The 16909-nt window shown below is 68.9% G+C and carries 15 protein-coding genes and 1 tRNA gene; 12 read left to right on the top strand and 4 right to left on the bottom strand.

The window, feature by feature from the left end:
• Positions 1-33: 33 nt before the first annotated feature.
• A tRNA-Glu gene (locus AC04MD_RS17125) sits at positions 34-108 on the bottom strand.
• Between the two features lie 83 nt (positions 109-191).
• Between AC04MD_RS17125 and pcnB the strand changes: the two genes are divergently transcribed.
• The 6 genes from pcnB (at position 192) to pgi (ending at position 5704) form a co-directional block, all read left to right on the top strand.
• Positions 192-1535: a polynucleotide adenylyltransferase PcnB gene (gene pcnB / locus AC04MD_RS17120; protein ID WP_475498553.1), complete on the top strand. Its 1344-nt coding sequence runs from the start codon at positions 192-194 to the stop codon at positions 1533-1535.
• Positions 1535-2023, top strand: coding sequence for a 2-amino-4-hydroxy-6-hydroxymethyldihydropteridine diphosphokinase (folK, locus tag AC04MD_RS17115; protein WP_475498552.1), 489 nt, complete (start codon positions 1535-1537; stop codon positions 2021-2023). Before pcnB ends, folK begins: the two co-directional genes overlap by 1 nt.
• Before the next feature lie 17 nt (positions 2024-2040).
• Complete coding sequence (panB, locus tag AC04MD_RS17110) at positions 2041-2853, top strand: 3-methyl-2-oxobutanoate hydroxymethyltransferase (RefSeq protein ID WP_475498467.1); 813 nt, start codon at positions 2041-2043, stop codon at positions 2851-2853.
• Between the two features lie 35 nt (positions 2854-2888).
• Positions 2889-3731, top strand: coding sequence for a pantoate--beta-alanine ligase (gene panC, locus AC04MD_RS17105; RefSeq protein ID WP_475498466.1), 843 nt, complete (start codon positions 2889-2891; stop codon positions 3729-3731).
• Positions 3732-3810: 79 nt separating this feature from the next.
• Positions 3811-4191 (top strand): aspartate 1-decarboxylase, encoded by a 381-nt coding sequence (gene panD, locus AC04MD_RS17100; protein ID WP_192311656.1) that lies wholly within the window; start codon positions 3811-3813, stop codon positions 4189-4191.
• A gap of 1 nt (position 4192) precedes the next feature.
• On the top strand, positions 4193-5704 hold the full coding sequence (pgi, locus tag AC04MD_RS17095; protein ID WP_475498465.1) for a glucose-6-phosphate isomerase: 1512 nt from the start codon (positions 4193-4195) through the stop codon (positions 5702-5704).
• Positions 5705-5784: 80 nt separating this feature from the next.
• Here pgi and queG read toward each other — a convergent pair whose 3' ends face one another.
• Positions 5785-6876: a tRNA epoxyqueuosine(34) reductase QueG gene (gene queG / locus AC04MD_RS17090; RefSeq protein WP_475498464.1), complete on the bottom strand. Its 1092-nt coding sequence runs from the start codon at positions 6874-6876 to the stop codon at positions 5785-5787.
• A gap of 67 nt (positions 6877-6943) precedes the next feature.
• Between queG and AC04MD_RS17085 the strand changes: the two genes are divergently transcribed.
• The 6 genes from AC04MD_RS17085 to AC04MD_RS17060 all read left to right on the top strand — a co-directional run bounded on the left by AC04MD_RS17085 (position 6944) and on the right by AC04MD_RS17060 (position 14326).
• Positions 6944-8416 carry an NAD(P)H-hydrate dehydratase gene (locus AC04MD_RS17085; protein ID WP_475498463.1) on the top strand — a complete coding sequence of 491 codons (1473 nt, stop codon included), beginning with the start codon at positions 6944-6946 and terminating at the stop codon, positions 8414-8416.
• 50 nt (positions 8417-8466) lie between these two features.
• Positions 8467-8949 carry a tRNA (adenosine(37)-N6)-threonylcarbamoyltransferase complex ATPase subunit type 1 TsaE gene (tsaE, locus tag AC04MD_RS17080; protein WP_475498462.1) on the top strand — a complete coding sequence of 161 codons (483 nt, stop codon included), beginning with the start codon at positions 8467-8469 and terminating at the stop codon, positions 8947-8949.
• Positions 8950-9036: 87 nt separating this feature from the next.
• Positions 9037-10569: an N-acetylmuramoyl-L-alanine amidase gene (locus AC04MD_RS17075; RefSeq protein ID WP_475498461.1), complete on the top strand. Its 1533-nt coding sequence runs from the start codon at positions 9037-9039 to the stop codon at positions 10567-10569.
• A 65-nt stretch (positions 10570-10634) separates the two neighbouring features.
• On the top strand, positions 10635-12437 hold the full coding sequence (gene mutL, locus AC04MD_RS17070; protein WP_475498460.1) for a DNA mismatch repair endonuclease MutL: 1803 nt from the start codon (positions 10635-10637) through the stop codon (positions 12435-12437).
• A gap of 1 nt (position 12438) precedes the next feature.
• Complete coding sequence (locus AC04MD_RS17065; RefSeq protein ID WP_475498459.1) at positions 12439-13374, top strand: DUF1684 domain-containing protein; 936 nt, start codon at positions 12439-12441, stop codon at positions 13372-13374.
• A gap of 13 nt (positions 13375-13387) precedes the next feature.
• Positions 13388-14326 carry a TraB/GumN family protein gene (locus tag AC04MD_RS17060; RefSeq protein WP_475498458.1) on the top strand — a complete coding sequence of 313 codons (939 nt, stop codon included), beginning with the start codon at positions 13388-13390 and terminating at the stop codon, positions 14324-14326.
• A 42-nt stretch (positions 14327-14368) separates the two neighbouring features.
• On the opposite strand, the gene rnfB is transcribed toward AC04MD_RS17060, so the two are convergent.
• Both rnfB and metG read right to left on the bottom strand, forming a co-directional pair.
• Positions 14369-14833, bottom strand: coding sequence for an Rnf electron transport complex subunit RnfB (rnfB, locus tag AC04MD_RS17055; protein WP_475498457.1), 465 nt, complete (start codon positions 14831-14833; stop codon positions 14369-14371).
• Complete coding sequence (gene metG / locus AC04MD_RS17050) at positions 14799-16862, bottom strand: methionine--tRNA ligase (protein WP_475498456.1); 2064 nt, start codon at positions 16860-16862, stop codon at positions 14799-14801. The genes rnfB and metG overlap by 35 nt, the downstream gene beginning before the upstream one ends.
• Positions 16863-16909 lie beyond the last annotated feature (47 nt).

Raw genomic sequence — 16909 nt, 5'->3', positions numbered from 1 at the left:
TGCTGCGGATCTCAACCCGCAGCCTCGGCCGGATGGCGCTCCCTAGGGGACTCGAACCCCTGTTTTAGCCTTGAGAGGGCCACGTCCTAACCACTAGACGAAGGGAGCGTTTTTGGTGAAACCGGCGTAGCGGATTAGTATAGGCGGCGCTCAGGCCGAGGGCAATCCATCCCGACGGCTGCGCGACCCTCCTGCATGGAACTGCCGCTATTACGCCCGCCACCGCTCTGCGAACCATCCCGCGCGACCAGCACACCATCTCGCGCAAGGACATCAGCCCGAACGCGCTGCGCGTGCTCTACCGCCTGCGGGATGCCGGTTTCCAGGCCTATCTGGTCGGTGGCGCGGTGCGCGACCTGCTGGTCGGCGGCCACCCCAAGGATTTCGACGTCGCCACCGACGCCACCCCGGAACAGGTGCGACAGCAGTTCCGCAATTGCCGCCTGATCGGGCGCCGCTTCCGCCTGGCGCACGTGGTGTTCGGTCGCGAGATCATCGAGGTCGCGACCTTCCGCGCCAACGTCGACGACGGCAGCGGCGACCGCGAGATGGATAACGGTCGCCTGGTCCGCGATAACGTCTACGGCACGATCGAAGACGATGCGGTGCGTCGCGACTTCACCGCCAATGCGCTGTACTACGCCATCGACGACTTCTCGGTCCGCGACTACGTCGGCGGTTTCGAGGACACGATGGCGCGGCGCCTGAAGCTGATCGGCGATCCGGAGCAGCGCTACCGCGAAGACCCCGTGCGCATGCTGCGCGCGGTGCGCCTGGCCGCCAAGCTGGGCTTCGAGATCGACGCAGAGACCGCCGCGCCGATCGCGCCGCTGGCGCCGCTGCTGGCCGAAGCCGCGCCGGCGCGCCTGTTCGAAGAGATCCTCAAGCTGTTCCTGTCCGGGCACGGCGTCGCCAGTTTCGAAGGCCTGGAGCGCTTCGGCTTGCTCAAGGTGCTGTTCCCCGAGACTGCGGCCGCGCTTTCGTCCAACCGCAGCGGCGCCCTGCGCCGCATGGTCCTTGCGGGCCTGACCGGCACCGACCAGCGCGTCGCCAACGACGAGCCGGTGTCGCCGGCCTTCCTGTTCGCCTTGCTGCTGTGGCCGGCGTATTGCCGCGCGCTGATGGGCTTGCAGGCGCAGGGCGTGCATGCCGAGGAAGCGCAGCGCCGCGCCGCCGACCGCGTCACCCTGCACCAGTTGAACACGGTCGCGCTGCCGCGCCGCTTCTCGCTGCCGATGCAGGAGATCTGGCTGCTGCAGACGCGCTTCGGCAACAGGCAGCGCAAGCGCGTGACGCGCCTGCTGACCCACCCGCGTTTCCGCGCGGCGTTCGATTTCCTGGTCCTGCGGCTGGCCGCGTCGCCCGAGCATGCGGAGGACGTCGCGTTCTGGCGCGAGGCGCAGACGCAATCCGGCGAGGAACTGGCCGCCACGCTCGGTGTCGTCTCGCCGGACGCCATCGACGACGAAGACGCGCCTCCCTCGAAGCGCCGCCGCCGTCGCCGCCGCCGTACCGGCGGTGCGTCGCCCGAATGATGCCGGTCATCCAGGCCTGCATCGGCCTGGGGGCCAATCTCGGCGACGCCGCCGATACGCTGCGCAAGGCGGTCGAGGCGCTGACCCATCGCGATGGCATCGCCGTGTGCGAGGTCTCGCGCTTCTACCGGACGCCGGCCTGGGGCCGGGAAGACCAGCCCGATTTCATCAATGCGGTCGTGCGGGTGGAGACGTCGTTGTCGCCGCGCGTGCTGCTCGAACAGTTGCTCGCGGTCGAAGCCGGATTCGGACGCCATCGCGTGGACGGCGAGCGCTGGGGACCGCGTACGCTGGACCTCGACCTGCTGCTCTACGGCGATGCCGTGATCGACGAGCCCGGCCTGCAGGTGCCGCATCCGCACCTGCACGAGCGCGCCTTCGCGCTGGTGCCGCTGCTGGACGTGCTGCCGGACGCCCGCATTCCGGGACGAGGCGATGCGCGGGATGCTGTGTCCGTGCTGGAAATGTCCAACATCCGTCCGTTATGAGTGGATAATGCGGCGCTATGAGCACGCATGCCGACAGCAAGCCCTGGACCGTTCCCGCCCTCGCCGACGCCAAGCGCGACGGCCGCAAGCTGGTGATGCTGACGGCCTACGACAACAGTTTCGCCCGCGTGCTGGATGCCAACGGCGTCGACTTGGTGCTGATCGGCGACTCGCTGGGCATGGTGGTGCAGGGGCACGATTCCACGCTGCCGGTGACGGTCGACGACATCGTCTACCACACGCGCGTCGTGTCCCGCGGGCTTAACCGGGCGTTGCTGGTGTCCGACCTGCCGTTCCAGTCCGACGCCACGCCCGAGCGTGCGCTCGATGCGGCCATCGCGCTGCTGCAGGCCGGTGCGGAGATGATCAAGCTGGAAGGCGCGGGCCACAAGCTCGAGGTCATCCGCTTCCTGGTCGAGCGCGACATCCCGGTCTGCGCCCACCTGGGCCTGACACCACAGTCCGTACTGAAGTTCGGTGGCTACCGCGTGCAGGGCCGCGACGAAGCGGCGGCTGCGCGCCTGCGTGAAGAGGCCCGTGCGGTCGCCGACGCCGGTGCGCAACTGCTGGTACTGGAATGCGTGCCGTCGTCGCTGGCGGCCACGATCACCGCCGACCTCGCCATCCCCACCATCGGCATCGGCGCCGGCCCCGGCTGCGACGGGCAAGTGCTGGTGCTGCACGATTTCCTCGGCCTGGACACGGGCCATCGGCGACCGAAGTTCGTCAAGGATTTCCTTGCCGACGGCGGCTCCGTGGCGGGCGCGGTGCGCGCCTATGCCGACGCGGTGCGCAGCGGGGCGTTCCCCGACGACGCCCATTCCTACTGACCGCGCTGCGCGCACGATTCGCCACAGGGGCCACGATGATCGAGACCATCACCGAACTTGACGCGCTGCGCGCACGCGTCAGGGAATGGCGGCAGCAGGGATTGCGTGTCGGCTTCGTGCCGACGATGGGCAACCTGCATGCCGGCCACTACTCGCTGGTGATGCTGGCGCGGCAGTACGCGGACCGTGTGGTGTCCAGCGTGTTCGTCAATCCGACCCAGTTCGGTCCCAACGAGGACTTCACCCGTTACCCGCGCACGCCGGAAGCGGACATGAGCGGACTCGAAGGCGCCGGTTGCGATGTCCTGTGGCTGCCGACGGTGGAATCCATGTACCCGTTCGGCGTCGAGCTGGCGGCCAACGTCCATGTCCCCGGCGTGAGCAGCGTATTGGAAGGTGCGCACCGTCCCGGCCACTTCGACGGCGTGTGCACCGTCGTCAGCCGCCTGTTCAACCAGGTGCAGCCCGACGTGGCGGCCTTCGGCAAGAAGGACTACCAGCAACTGGCGGTGATCCGGCAACTGGTCACCGACCTGGCGTTCCCCATCCAGATCCTCGCCGGCAGCATCGTGCGCGAGCCCGATGGCCTGGCGATGAGTTCGCGCAACCAGTACCTGTCCGCAGACGAGCGGCCGCGCGCCGCGCAGATCCGCAAGGTGCTGCTGGCCATGCGCGACGGCGTGCTGGCGGGGCAGTCGCTGGCGCAGGTCGAAGCCGGCGCGGCGGAAGCACTGGGCGCGGCCGGTTACGAGGTCGACTACACCGTTGTGCGCCGGCCGGACCTGTCCACGCCCGACGACGGCGAGCAGGCGGCCAAGGTCGCGCTGATCGCCGCCCGACTGGGCCGCACGCGGCTGATCGACAACCTGGAATTCTGACCGCAGCGTCGCGGGGACGTGCACGCTGCGGCGGGCACGAGGGGCTACACTTCGCGTCCCCGCTCCAGACCCCGCCGACATGCACCTCAGCCTGCTCAAGACCAAGATCCACCGCGCGACTGTCACCCATTCCGAGCTGAACTACGAAGGCTCCATCGCCATCGACGGCCTGCTGCTGGATGCCACCGGCATCCGCGAGTTCGAGCAGGTGCACATCTGGGACGTGACCAACGGTGCGCGCTTTTCGACGTATGCGATCCGCGCCGACGAAGGCAGCGGTGTCGTCTCGCTCAACGGCGGCGCCGCGCGCCACGTGCAGGTCGGCGACCTGATCATCATCGCCGCGTTCGCCTCGATGAGCGAACAGGAAGCCGATGCGTTCCAGCCCACGCTCGTCTATGTGGACGGGCAGAACCGCATCACTCACACCAACCGCAGCATCCCCAAGCAGGCGGCCTGACATGAGCCAGGGCTTCGACGCGCTGCAGTCCCACGCCACGCGCCTGCGCGCGGTTCCGTTGAACACCCTGCTGGCGCGCGAGCCCGATCGCGTCGCCGCCCATACGCTGCGCACCGGTCCGCTGTACTTCAACTTCGCGCGCCAGTCGTACGATGCCTCCGCCTGGCAGGCTCTGCTGGCGCAGGGCGAAGCGGTGGATCTGGCCGGTGCGTTCCGTCGCCTGTTCGACGGCGACCAGGTCAATGTCACCGAGGGGCGCGCGGCGCTGCATACCGCATTGCGTGGCCGGAACTCGGAGGCGGTCATCGCGCGCGAGGCCTATGCGTCGGCACTCGACGTCCGCCAGCGCATGGCCGCGTTGATCGCGCAGCTGGAGAGCAGCGACGTCACCGATATCGTCAGCGTCGGCATCGGCGGTTCTGACCTCGGCCCGCGGCTGGTGGCCGATGCGCTGCGCGGTCCGCTGCCGGGTCGCTTCCGCGTGCATTTCCTGTCCAATGTGGACGGTGCGGCCGCACAGCGCACTTTGGCCCCGCTCGACCCCGCGCGCACGGCGGCGGTGCTGATCTCCAAGACGTTCGGTACGCAGGAAACGCTGCTCAACGGCGGCATCCTGCGCGACTGGCTGGGTGGCAGCGAGCGCCTCTACGCGGTCAGCGCCAATCCCGAGCGCGCCGCCGCCGCCTTCGACATCGCGCCCGAGCGCGTGCTGCCGATGTGGGACTGGGTCGGTGGCCGTTACTCGCTGTGGTCGGCCGTCGGGCTGCCGATCGCCCTGGCGATCGGCTTCGACCGCTTCGAACAGCTGCTGGACGGTGCGTCGGCGTTCGATGGCCACGCCGTCGGTACGCCGCTGGCGGACAACATCGCCGTCCGCCATGCATTGACCGCGGTATGGAACCGCAACGTACTCGGGCATGCCGCGCATGGCGTGATGACGTACGACCAGCGCCTCGCCTTGCTGCCTGCCTACCTGCAACAACTGGTGATGGAGAGCCTGGGCAAGTCGGTGACGCTGGATGGCAGTCCGGTCGACGTCGACACCGTGCCGGTCTGGTGGGGCGGCGCCGGCACCGACGTGCAGCACAGCTTCTTCCAGGCGCTGCACCAGGGCACGCAGATCGTGCCGCTGGATTTCGTGGGCACCGTGCGCCACGACGATCCCCATGCCGAGAACCACCTGGCGCTGATGTCCAACCTGCTGGCGCAGAGCGAGGCCCTGGCCAACGGGCAGGCCAGCGACGATCCTCATCGCAGCTATGCGGGCGGGCGGCCCAGCACGATGATCCTGCTGGATGCGCTGACGCCGCAGTCGCTCGGCGGCCTGATCGCCATGTACGAGCACAGCGTCTACGCGCAGTCGGTGCTGTGGGGCATCAACGCGTTCGACCAGTTCGGCGTGGAGCTGGGCAAGCAACTCGCCAACGGACTGCTGCCCGCGCTGAAGGGCGAATCCGAAGCGAAGGATCCGGTGACGCGGGCGCTGCTGGCGGAGCTGAGGGCGCGGGGCTGACGCTGCTGGCGCTGCGAGTGTTGCCGGATCTTGTGGGAGCGACGTAAGTCGCGAGCTTCTGGCGTGATCGCTTTCGCGACTTACGTCGCTCCCACAGAGGAGCGGTGTTGTTGCAGCGCCCACGCCACATGCTCGCGGACCAGCGGGGACGGATCCTCGCGCCGGCTCGCCAGTGCCGTGAGCACCTCGGGCGTGGTCGGCGCATTGCCCAGCGCCACCGCGATATTGCGCAGCCAACGCTCGTGGCCGCTGCGGCGGATCGCCGAACCTTCGGTGCGGCGCAGGAACTCGTCTTCGTTCCATGCGAACAGCTGCGGCAGGGTCGCCACGTCCAGCTCGTTGCGCGCGCGGAAGTCCGGCTCGTCGGTGCGCTTGGCGAACTTGTTCCAGGGGCACACGAGCTGGCAGTCGTCGCAGCCGAAGATGCGATTGCCGATCGCCGGCCGCAGCGCTTCCGGGATCGCGCCGTCGTGCTCGATGGTCAAGTAGGAGATGCAGCGGCGCGCATCGAGCCGGTAGGGCGCGGTGATCGCCTGCGTGGGGCAGACCTCGATGCAGCGTGTGCAGGTGCCGCAGTGCGCGCTGGCCGGCGCATCGACCGGCAGCGGCAGGTCGACGTAGATCTCGCCGAGGAAGAACCAGGAGCCGCCATCCTTGTCGATCAGGCAGGTGTGCTTGCCGATCCAGCCCAGTCCGGCATTGCGTGCCAGTGCGCGCTCCAGTACGGGTGCGGAATCCACGAAGACGCGATGGCCGAACGCGCCGACCTCCTGCTGCAGGCGCTCGGCCAGCTTCTGCAGCCGGTTTCGCATCACTTTGTGGTAATCGCGGCCGAGCGCGTAACGCGCCACGTAGGCACGCTCGCCATCGCGCAGGGTGTCCCACGCGTCGTCGCTGTCGTTGCGGCCGTAATCCAGTCCGACCGAGATCACCCGCAGCGTCCCGGGGATCAGTTCCTGCGGGCGGGAGCGCTTGTCGCCGTGCTGGGCCATCCAGGCCATGGAGCCGTACAGCCCCTCCGCCAGCCAGTCGCGGAGATGCCGTTCGTCGTCGCCCAGCTCGATGCCGGCGATGCCGCAGCGCTGGAACCCGAATTCACGCGCCAGCGTCCGCACGCGCCGGGCGAGTGCGGTGGGGTCGGGCAGGAGCACGGCGGGGCCGATGACGGACATGGGAGGATTATAGGAGGACCCTCCGGATTCACTTCCCCGCAACCGGGACGGGACCTAGAATCCGCGCATGTCCGGCACCTGGCCCCTGTATTCCACCCATGCCGCGCGGGCGCTGGATGCACGCGCCACGCAGGCCCTGGGGGGCGATCCGTATGGGCTGATGCAACGCGCCGGTCTCGCGGCCTGGCAGCACCTGCTGCTGCACTGGCCCGAGGCGCAGCGCATCGTGGTGGTGTGCGGGCCGGGCAGCAATGGCGGCGACGGTTACGTGCTGGCCCGGCACGCGCATCGTGCCGGACGCCAGATCGAGATCGTGCATCTGCCCGTGCATGTCCCGGCCAACCCGGTCGCGCAGCGCGCCTGCACCGAGTACGTCGCCGGTGGCGGCAAGGTCACACTGTTCGAGAGCGCGCTGCCGAAGGCGGACATTGTGGTTGATGCGTTGTTCGGCATCGGTCTGTCGCGGGCGCCGGAGACGGACGTGCAGGCGCTGATCGACGCCATCAATGCGCAGACAGCGCCGGTGTTTGCGCTCGACGTGCCGAGTGGCGTCGATGCGGACAAAGGTTGCGCGCCAGGTGTCGCGGTGCTGGCGACGCGCACGCTGCAATTCATCGCGCGGCATGCGGGTCTGCATACCGGCGATGCGCTGGAATATACCGGCATCCTCGTGCTCGAAGAACTCGATGTTCCCGACGCTGCGTTCGAGGACGTGCCGGTGACGGCATCGTTGCTGGAGCAGGATGCGCTGGCGCGGTGGTTGCTGCCGCGTCGCCGCAACACGCACAAGGGCGAGTCCGGCCACGTGCTCTGTATCGGTGGCGACGAAGGCAGTGGCGGTGCGATCGCACTGTGCGCCGAAGCCGCGTTGCGTGCGGGCGCCGGCCTGCTGAGCGTGGCCACGCGTCCGGTCAACGTCGCGCCGCTGCTGGCCCGCAGGCCTGAAGCGATGGTACGTGCGGTGGAGTCGACGGACGATCTGGCGCCGCTGATCGCGCGCGCGCGGGTGATTGCCATCGGTCCAGGGCTGGGGCAGGGCGAGTGGGGGAACGCCCTCTTCCTGCACGCCGTGCGCAGCGCAAAGCCGCTGGTGCTCGATGCGGATGCGCTCAATCTGCTGGCCGCCTCGCCGTTGCCGCTGGACGACGCGATCCTGACGCCGCATCCGGGCGAAGCGGCGCGCCTGCTCGATTGTGCCAGCGCCGATGTGCAGCGCGATCGTCTCGCCGCAGCGCAGGCGATCGCGCAGCGTCATGCGTGCGTTGTGGTGCTGAAAGGCGCTGGCACGGTCGTGGCGGCGCCCGGCGAAACCGCGCGCGTGATCGATGCCGGCAACCCCGGCATGGCGGTCGGCGGCATGGGCGATGTGCTGACCGGCGTCATCGCCGCGCTGCGCGCGCAGGGCCTTTCCGCATTCGATGCCGCCAGCGCGGGCGCGTTGCTGCACGCATCGGCGGGCGATGCCGCGGCGTGGGACGGCCAGCGCGGCCTGCTGCCGTCGGACCTGTTCGCGCATCTGCGGCGCTTGTCGAATCCATGAGCGGTGCGGTTCTGCGTGGCGCATGCTGCGCGAGCGCTTAGAATCGCCGCATGCACGTGTTCCTTCCCGACAACGACGCCACCGAAGCGCTGGGCCAGGCGCTGGCACGCACGCGTCCCGCTCCTGCCGTCGTGCACCTGCAGGGCGATCTCGGGGCGGGCAAGTCCACCCTGGCGCGCGCGCTTCTGCGGACGCTCGGTGTCGCGGGCGCCATCCGCAGTCCTACCTACACGCTGGTCGAGCGCTATCCCGTGGAGGGAGGCGAAGCGTGGCACCTGGACCTGTACCGCATCGGCGACGCGGGCGAACTCGAGTTCCTCGGGCTGGATGAAGGGACCGCGGTGCTCTGGCTGGTGGAATGGCCCGAGCGCGGTGCCGCCGCGCTGCCCGCCGCGGACCTGCATGTGGCGTTGGCGGTCGAGGGGGACGGCCGCTCGGCCCGGCTCACCGGCGCGACCCCTGTCGGCGAGCAGTGGCTCGATCGGTTGGCCGCCGAACGCCAGTTGCAGGCACCATCTCTCCAGCTCGGTTAGGAACATCTGCCAGGTTGCGGATTATTAAGGGAAAACGCCTTGCATTCGTGGGCGGATGGTGCTTGAATCCGCGGCATGAGCCCGGGGATGCCCACCACCATCGCGTTGCGTCTCGCCCTTGCGGGCGCACTGGCGCTGGCGCCGGGCGCGCTGCTGGCCGGTGAAGTCACCGCCGTCACCGTCGCCCAGGGCAGTACCGGCACGCGGGCGGAGATCCAGCTCGCCGGCGCGGGCCAGTACAAGACCCTCACGCTGAAAGGTCCCGACCGGCTGGTCGTCGACCTGCCGGCCTCGTCGGCGAAGGCCGGCCTGCGCCTTCCCGCCCCATCGGGGATCGTGCGCGCCGTGCGGACCGGCCAGCCGGATGCGAACACGCTGCGCATCGTCTTCGACCTCGCCTCGCCGGTCACCGCGCTCAAGCCGCGGATGGAACAGGAAGGCGCCAACTCGCGTCTGGTGATCGAGTGGCCGGGCGACGGTGCGGCCGCCGTGCCGGCCGCGACCATCGCCGCCACGACATCAGTGCCTGCACCCGCTACAACCACGACGCCCTCGACGTCGCCGCAGGCGGATGCCGCACGCGCCACCGCCTTGCTGACGGCGCAGGTGGTGCAGGCCGGCAGCGCGCCCGCCGCCGTGCCGCCGCCGTCCAGCCCGACATCGCCGTCCCCGCAGGCCATCCTCAATGGCCAGCCGACCACCACCACGGTGCCGGCGCAGACGGCCAGCGGCGAGCGCCCCGCCTATACCATCGCCACGGGCCAGCCCACGCCGATGCCGGGTGGGGCCGCTACGACGACCGAGACCGCATCCGCTGCCGAAGCCCCCAAGCCGCCGGCCGCGGTCGTCGCCGGCACGCGGCCGCTGGTCATCGCCATCGATCCCGGCCACGGCGGGCAGGACCCCGGTGCCATCGGCCCCAGCGGCCGCTACGAGAAGCACGCGGTGCTGGCGATCTCCAAGGAGCTGGCGCGCCAGATCAATGCCACACCGGGCATGAAGGCCTATCTGGTCCGCGACACCGACGTGTATGTCGAACGCCCGCAGCGTGCGCGCAAGGCGCGTACGGCGAAGGCCGACATGTTCGTCTCGATCCATGCCGACGCGGCGGAGAACCGCAGCGCCTGGGGTTCGTCGGTCTACGTGCTGTCGCTGCGCGGTGCCTCGTCGCAGCACGCCCGCTGGCTGGCCGACAAGGAAAACGCCTCCGACCTGGTCGGCGGTGTGCGCCTGACCAAGGACACGCTGTCCAACGTGTTGCTGGACCTGGCCCAGAGCGGTCACATGAAGGCCTCGCAGGACGCCGCCGGCCACGTGCTGACCTCGTTGAAGGGCCTGGGCAAGACCCACAAGCCGCAGATCGAGTTCGCCAACTTCGAAGTGCTGCGCAACTCCGACATGCCGGCGATGCTGGTAGAGACGGGCTTCATCTCCAACGCCGACGAAGAAAAGCGCCTGTTCGACCCGGCGCACCAGCGCAAGGTGGCGGGTGCGGTGCTGGACGGCATCCAGTCGTACTTCACCCGCCAGCCGCCGCCGGGCACGCTGTTCGCCGCGCGCGCGCAGGCCGAAGCCGATGCACGCACCGTCGCGGCGGGCGGCGCCGCCGGCGCGCCCTGAGTCCGCGCCCGCTCGGCTATCATCACGGCTGACTCCCCGAGACGGCGCGCCTGCGCCGCCAGCACGTGCCGATCCGCCAGCTTCCCGACACCCTCATCAACCAGATCGCCGCCGGCGAAGTCGTCGAACGACCGGCCTCCGTGGTCAAGGAACTGGTCGAAAACGCCCTGGACGCCGGCGCGCGTCGCGTCGACATCGACCTGGAAGAGGGCGGTGTCCGCCTGATCCGCATCCGCGACGACGGCGGCGGCATCGCGCCGGAAGAACTGCCGCTGGCGGTATCGCGCCACGCCACCAGCAAGATCGCCTCGCTCGACGACCTCGAAGCCGTCGCCACGCTCGGTTTCCGCGGCGAAGCGCTGCCGTCGATCGCCTCGGTCAGCCGCTTCGCGCTTACCTCGCGGCGTGCGCAGGACGAGCATGGCGCGTCGCTGCAGGTGGAGGGCGGCAGGGTCGGCGAGGTGGCGCCCAAGCCGCATGCCGTCGGCACCACGGTGGAAGTACGCGAGCTGTTCTACAACGTGCCGGCGCGTCGCAAGTTCCTGCGCGCCGAGCGTACCGAGATGGGCCATATCGAAGAGTGGCTGCGTTCGCTGGCGCTGGCGCGCCCCGACATCGAACTGCGTGTCTCGCACAACGGTCGGCCGTCGCGACGCTACAAGGCTGACGAACTGGAATCGCTCGCCCGCCTGAGCGAAACGCTCGGCGATGACTTCTCGCGCAGCGCGCTGCGCGTGGACCATGCCGCCGCGGGCCTGCGCCTGCATGGCTGGATCGCGCAGCCCAGCTATTCGCGCGCGAGCGCCGACCAGCAGTACGTCTATGTCAACGGCCGCTCGGTGCGCGACCGCAACATCGCGCATGCGGTGAAGATGGCCTATCAGGACGTGCTGTTCCACGGTCGCCAGCCGGCGTACGTGCTGTTCCTCGAACTCGATCCCACCCGCGTCGATGTCAACGTCCATCCGGCCAAGCACGAGGTGCGGTTCCGCGACACGCGGCTGATCCACGATTTCGTCTACCGCACGCTGCATGAAGCGCTGGCGGAAACGCGTGCCGGCATCGTGCCGCAGGACATCTCGCCGTCTCCGTTCGCAGCGCGGCCCGCGCTGTCCGTGCCGGCGGCCTGGATGCCCACGCAGCAGTCGCCGCTGGGGCTCAACGTGGCGGAAGCGCCGGCGGCGTATGCCGCGCTGTATGCCGCGCCGGCGACGGATGCCGTGCAGACCGGCATGATGCCGACGACGTCCGTGCTGGCGATGCCGGCTAACGATGTCGATGGCATTCCGCCGCTCGGGTTCGCCATTGCGCAGTTGCACGGCATCTACATCCTGGCGGAGAACGCCGACGGCCTGATCGTGGTCGACATGCATGCAGCCCACGAACGCATCGGCTACGAGAAGCTGAAAGGCGCGCACGACGGCATCGGCCTGCGCTCGCAGCCGCTGTTGGTGCCGATGGCGCTGGCGGTGGCCGAACGCGAGGCCGACGTGGCCGAGCGCGAAGCCGCCACGCTGGCGACACTCGGCTTCGACATCACCCGAAGTGGCCCGCAGTCGTTGAACGTGCGCAGCATTCCTGCCCTGTTGTCGAACGCCGAGCCGGAAGCGCTGCTGCGCGACGTGCTGGCCGACCTGCGCGAGCACGGCGAGAGCCGGCGCGTGGCGGCGGCGCGCGACGAACTGCTGGCGACGATGGCCTGCCACGGTGCCGTGCGGGCCAACCGGCGTCTGACGCTGCCCGAAATGAATGCCCTGCTGCGCGAGATGGAAGTTACCGAGCGCTCCGGGCAGTGCAACCACGGTCGCCCGACCTGGGCGCGCTTTTCCTTGAACGAGATCGATCGCTGGTTCCTGCGAGGACGCTGACATGGGGAAGAACAGGGGATGGCTGGGGATGGCCATGCTGGTGGGGCTGCTGGCCGGATGCGGCGGTGAGGACAAGGCGGCGACCACCGGCAAGGTGGCCGATGTCCGTTTCCTCGCCGACAACACCTCCTGGCGCGAGCAGCGCAAGAACGAGCTGACGGCTCCCGACGGCTGGACCAGCCTGGTCGGCCTGCACTGGATCGAACTGAAATCCCACTTCATCGGCAGCGGGCCGGGCAGCGGCATCACGCTGGCCGCGGGTCCGGCCAAGCTGGGCATGATCACGCAGCAGGACAAGCGCGTCTTCCTCACGCCCGAGAGCGGCACCTCGCTGACCTTCAACGGCGAACCGCTGAAGGGGCGCGTCGAACTGGAAAGCGACCGCGATCCGCATCCGTCGACGATCGGTTTCGACGACGGCAAGGGCCTGCTGACGGTGATCGAACGTGGCGACCGGCATGCGCTGCGCGTGAAGCACGCCGATGCCGAGTCGCGCACTCAGTTCATCGGGCTCGACTACTGGCCCGCACAGGAAGACTGGCGCATCGAAGGCCGTTTCATCCCGCATCCGCCCGGCAAGACGCTGACCATCATCGACGTGATCGGCGTAGCGACCGAGTCGCCGAATCCCGGCGTGGTCGAGTTCGAGCGCGACGGCAAGACGTTCAAACTCGAAGCATTGGGCCAGGCCGGCGGCCCGCTGTTCTTCGTGCTGGCGGATCGCACCAGCGGCCACGGCAGCTACCCGGCCGGCCGTTTCCTCGACGCCGACGCGCCGCAGGCGGGCAAGGTGGTGCTGGATTTCAACCGCGCCTACAACCCGCCGTGCGCCTTCACGCCGTATGCGACCTGCCCGCTGCCGCCGGCGGAGAATCGCCTGGACCTGCTGGTCGAGGCGGGTGAGAAGGCCTACGCAAAACCCATCAAAGTGCTTTGAAGGAATACACCGGATGTTGCTGCGCCGTTCGCTGAAAGCCCTCGTCCTCACCGCGCTGCTGGGCAGCGCATCGGTCCTGGCCGCGGATGCGCCCAAGGCGACCGGCGCGCCAGTGCCGCTGCTGTGGAAAGTGTCCGACAAGGACAACGCGGTCTACCTGCTGGGATCGTTCCACCTGCTCCGCCCGAGCGACTACCCGCTGTCTGCTGATGTCGACGCCGCCTTCGCCGATGCGGAGCGCATGATGTTCGAGCTGTCACCGGAGGAAATGCGCTCGACCGCGTTGCCGCAGCTGATGATGCAGGCCGCCATCCGCACCGACGGAAAGACATTGCAGCAGGACCTGGATGCTGCCACGTGGACGCGTCTGGAAGCGTGGGCGGGCAAGAACGGTGTGCCGCTGGCGTCCTTCAACAGTTTCGAGCCGTGGTTCGTCGGGCTGACGATCAGCATCGTCGAGATGACCAGGCAGGGACTGGATCCCAAGCTGGGCCTGGACAACCACTTCATGGACAAGGCCCTGGCTGCCGGCAAGCCGACCAGCGGCCTCGAGCGCGCGCAGGAACAGATCGGCGTGCTCGATGGCATGGATGCGACCGAGCAGCGCCAGTTCATCGCCGAAGCGCTGGAAGAGGCCGACAAGGGCGCCGCGGAGACGGATCGCCTGCACGACGCCTGGCGCCGCGGCGATGCCGAGGGCCTGTGGAGTCGCATGGCCTCGGACATGCGCAAGCAGTATCCGCGCCTGTACCAGCGCATCAACGTGGATCGCAACGACGCGTGGGTACCGAAGATCCGCCAGATCCTCGACCAGCCGGGCGACGACGATGCGCTGGTCGTGGTCGGCGCGCTGCACCTGTTGGGCGAGGACGGCGTGGTCGAGAAACTGCGCGCGCACGGGTACACCGTCGAGCGCGTGTGTTCGGCGTGCAGGAAGGCGGGCGGTCGCTGAGGCAGCCGCTCCCGACGGACGCGCGATGCGCGTCCGTGGCGCTCAGGCCGGTTCCATCACGATGCAATCCACCGGGCAGGCGGGCACGCAGAGTTCGCAGCCCGTGCACAACGGATCGATCACCACGTGCATGTGCTTGGCGCCGCCGATGATCGCGTCCACCGGGCAGGCCTGGATGCATTTCGTGCACCCGATGCAGTCCGCTTCGACGACCATCGCCACGATCGCAGGCTTATGGGTGCCGCGCGCGCGGTCGTAGGGCACGGCGGGCACGTCGAGCACGCGGGCCAGGGTCCGCGCGCCCTCATCGCCGCCCGGCGGGCAATGGTCCACGCCGGCCTCGCCACGCGCCATCGCCTGCGCGTAAGGCAGGCAGCCGTCGAAACCGCACTGCCCGCACTGGGTCTGCGGCAACAGGCGGTCGAGGCGTTCGACGAGATCGGCGTTCATCGCCGGGACGTGGCTGGTAGCGTCAGCGCACCGGCATGCCGGGCAGGGCACCGGCATCGGCGTCCAGCAATGCCAGCGCACCGCCGTCGAAACCGGCCGACAGGATCATGCCCTCGCTCAGGCCGAAGCGCATCTTGCGCGGGGCCAGATTGGCGATGAACACCACGTTGCGGCCGATGAGCTTCTCCGGCTCGGCGTAGCTGGCGCGGATGCCCGAGAAGATCTGCCGCTGGCCCAGGTCGCCTGCGTCCAGCAGGAAGCGCAGCAGCTTGTCGGAGCCGTCGACGAAGTCGCACTCCAGCACCTTGCCGACGCGCAGGTCGAGTTTGGCGAAGTCATCGATGCCGATGGTGCCGCCGGCGTCCTTCGTTTCGGCTGCGGGAGCAGCCTTCGCTTCGATCTTCTTCTCGGGTGCAGCAGCGGGCGTCGGAGCGGCGAGGGTGTCCCTGGAGGCGTCGGTCATGGCGTCGATCAGTTTCGGGTCGATACGGGTGAAGAGGGGGGAGTACGGCTGGATGGTGTGGCCCTGCAGCGGCGCGGCCACGCCATCCCAGGTGACGACAGGCGCGCTCAGGAAAGCTTCCGCTTCGGCCGAAGTACGAGGAAGCACCGGCTTAAGCGCAGCGGCGAGGACGCGGAACAGGTTCAGTCCCTGCGTGCAGACCGCCTGCAGTTCCGCATCGGCGCCTTCATGCTTGGCGATCACCCACGGCTTGGTCTCGTCGATGTACTTGTTGGCTTCGTCGGCCAGTGCCATCGTCAGGCGCAATGCGGTAGCTGGCTCGTTGCGCTCGTAGGCGTCGGCGATCGGGCCCAGCGCGTCGACGAAGCGCTGGTACATGGCCGGATCGGGCAGGATATCGGCGAGACGTCCCGCGAAGCGCTTGTCGATGAAGCCCGCGCAGCGGCTGGCCAGGTTGACGAACTTGCCGACCAAGTCCGCATTGACGCGTGCGATGAAGTCGCCGAGGTTCAGGTCGAGATCGTCGACGCCGCCCGACGACTTGGCCGCGTAGTAGTAGCGCAGCGCCTCCGGTTCCAGGCCCACGTCGAGATAGGTGCGCGCCATGACGAACGTGCCGCGCGACTTCGACATTTTGGCGCCGTTGACGGTCAGGTAGCCGTTGACGTGCAGGCGCGTCGGCGCGCGATGACCGGTGCCGTGCAGCACCGCCGGCCAGAACAGACCGTGGAAGTTGACGATGTCCTTGCCGATGAAGTGGTGCAGCTCCACGTCGGTTCCGGCTTCCAGATGAGAGGCGAAGTCGAGGCCACGCTCGGCACACAGGGTGCGGAAGCTGCTCAGGTAGCCGATTGGCGCATCCAGCCACACATAGAAATACTTGCCGGGCGCACCTGGGATCTCGAAGCCGAAGTAAGGCGCATCGCGCGAGATGTCCCACGCACGCAGGCCGCCGTCCGCATCCAGCCATTCGCGCAGCTTGGCCTTCACGCCGGGCAGCGCGACGTCGCCCGCCAGCCATTCGCGCAGGAAGGCATCGAAGCGGCCGACCTCGAAGAAGTAGTGCTCCGAATCGCGGATCTCCGGCGTGCTGCCGGACAGGATCGACTTCGGCTCCTTCAGGTCCGTCGGCGCATACGTCGCGCCACAGACTTCGCAGTTGTCGCCGTACTGGTCGGCGGAGCCGCAGTTCGGGCAGATGCCCTTGATGTAGCGGTCGGGCAGGAACATGCCCTTGGCGGGGTCGTAGAACTGCGCCACCGTGCGGCGGCTGATGTGGCCGCCCGCGTCCAGGCGCTGGTAGAACTGCTCGGTCAGCTCGCGGTTCGCAGTGGAGTTGGTCGAGTCGTAGTGGTCGAAGGCCACGCCGAACGCGGCGAAGTCGCGCTCGTGGCTGGCCTGGATGCCGGCGATGAAGGCCTCCGGCGTGACGCCGGCCTTTTCGGCCGCCAGCATGATCGGCGTGCCGTGGGTGTCGTCGGCGCAGACGAAATACGTGGTGTCGCCGCGCATGCGCCGTGCCCGTACCCAGATGTCGCCTTGGACGTACCCCACCAGATGGCCCAGGTGCAGCGGGCCGTTGGCGTAGGGCAGGGCGGTGGTGACGAGGGCAGTACGGCTCATGACGGGCTTCGCGACGGGGGGCCGCGATTATCGCATGGCCGGGTGGA

The organism is Pseudoxanthomonas sp. LjRoot206 (assembly GCF_056175725.1).
Note: the sequence above shows the minus strand (reverse complement) of the source record. Positions and strands in the feature narration are given on the sequence as shown.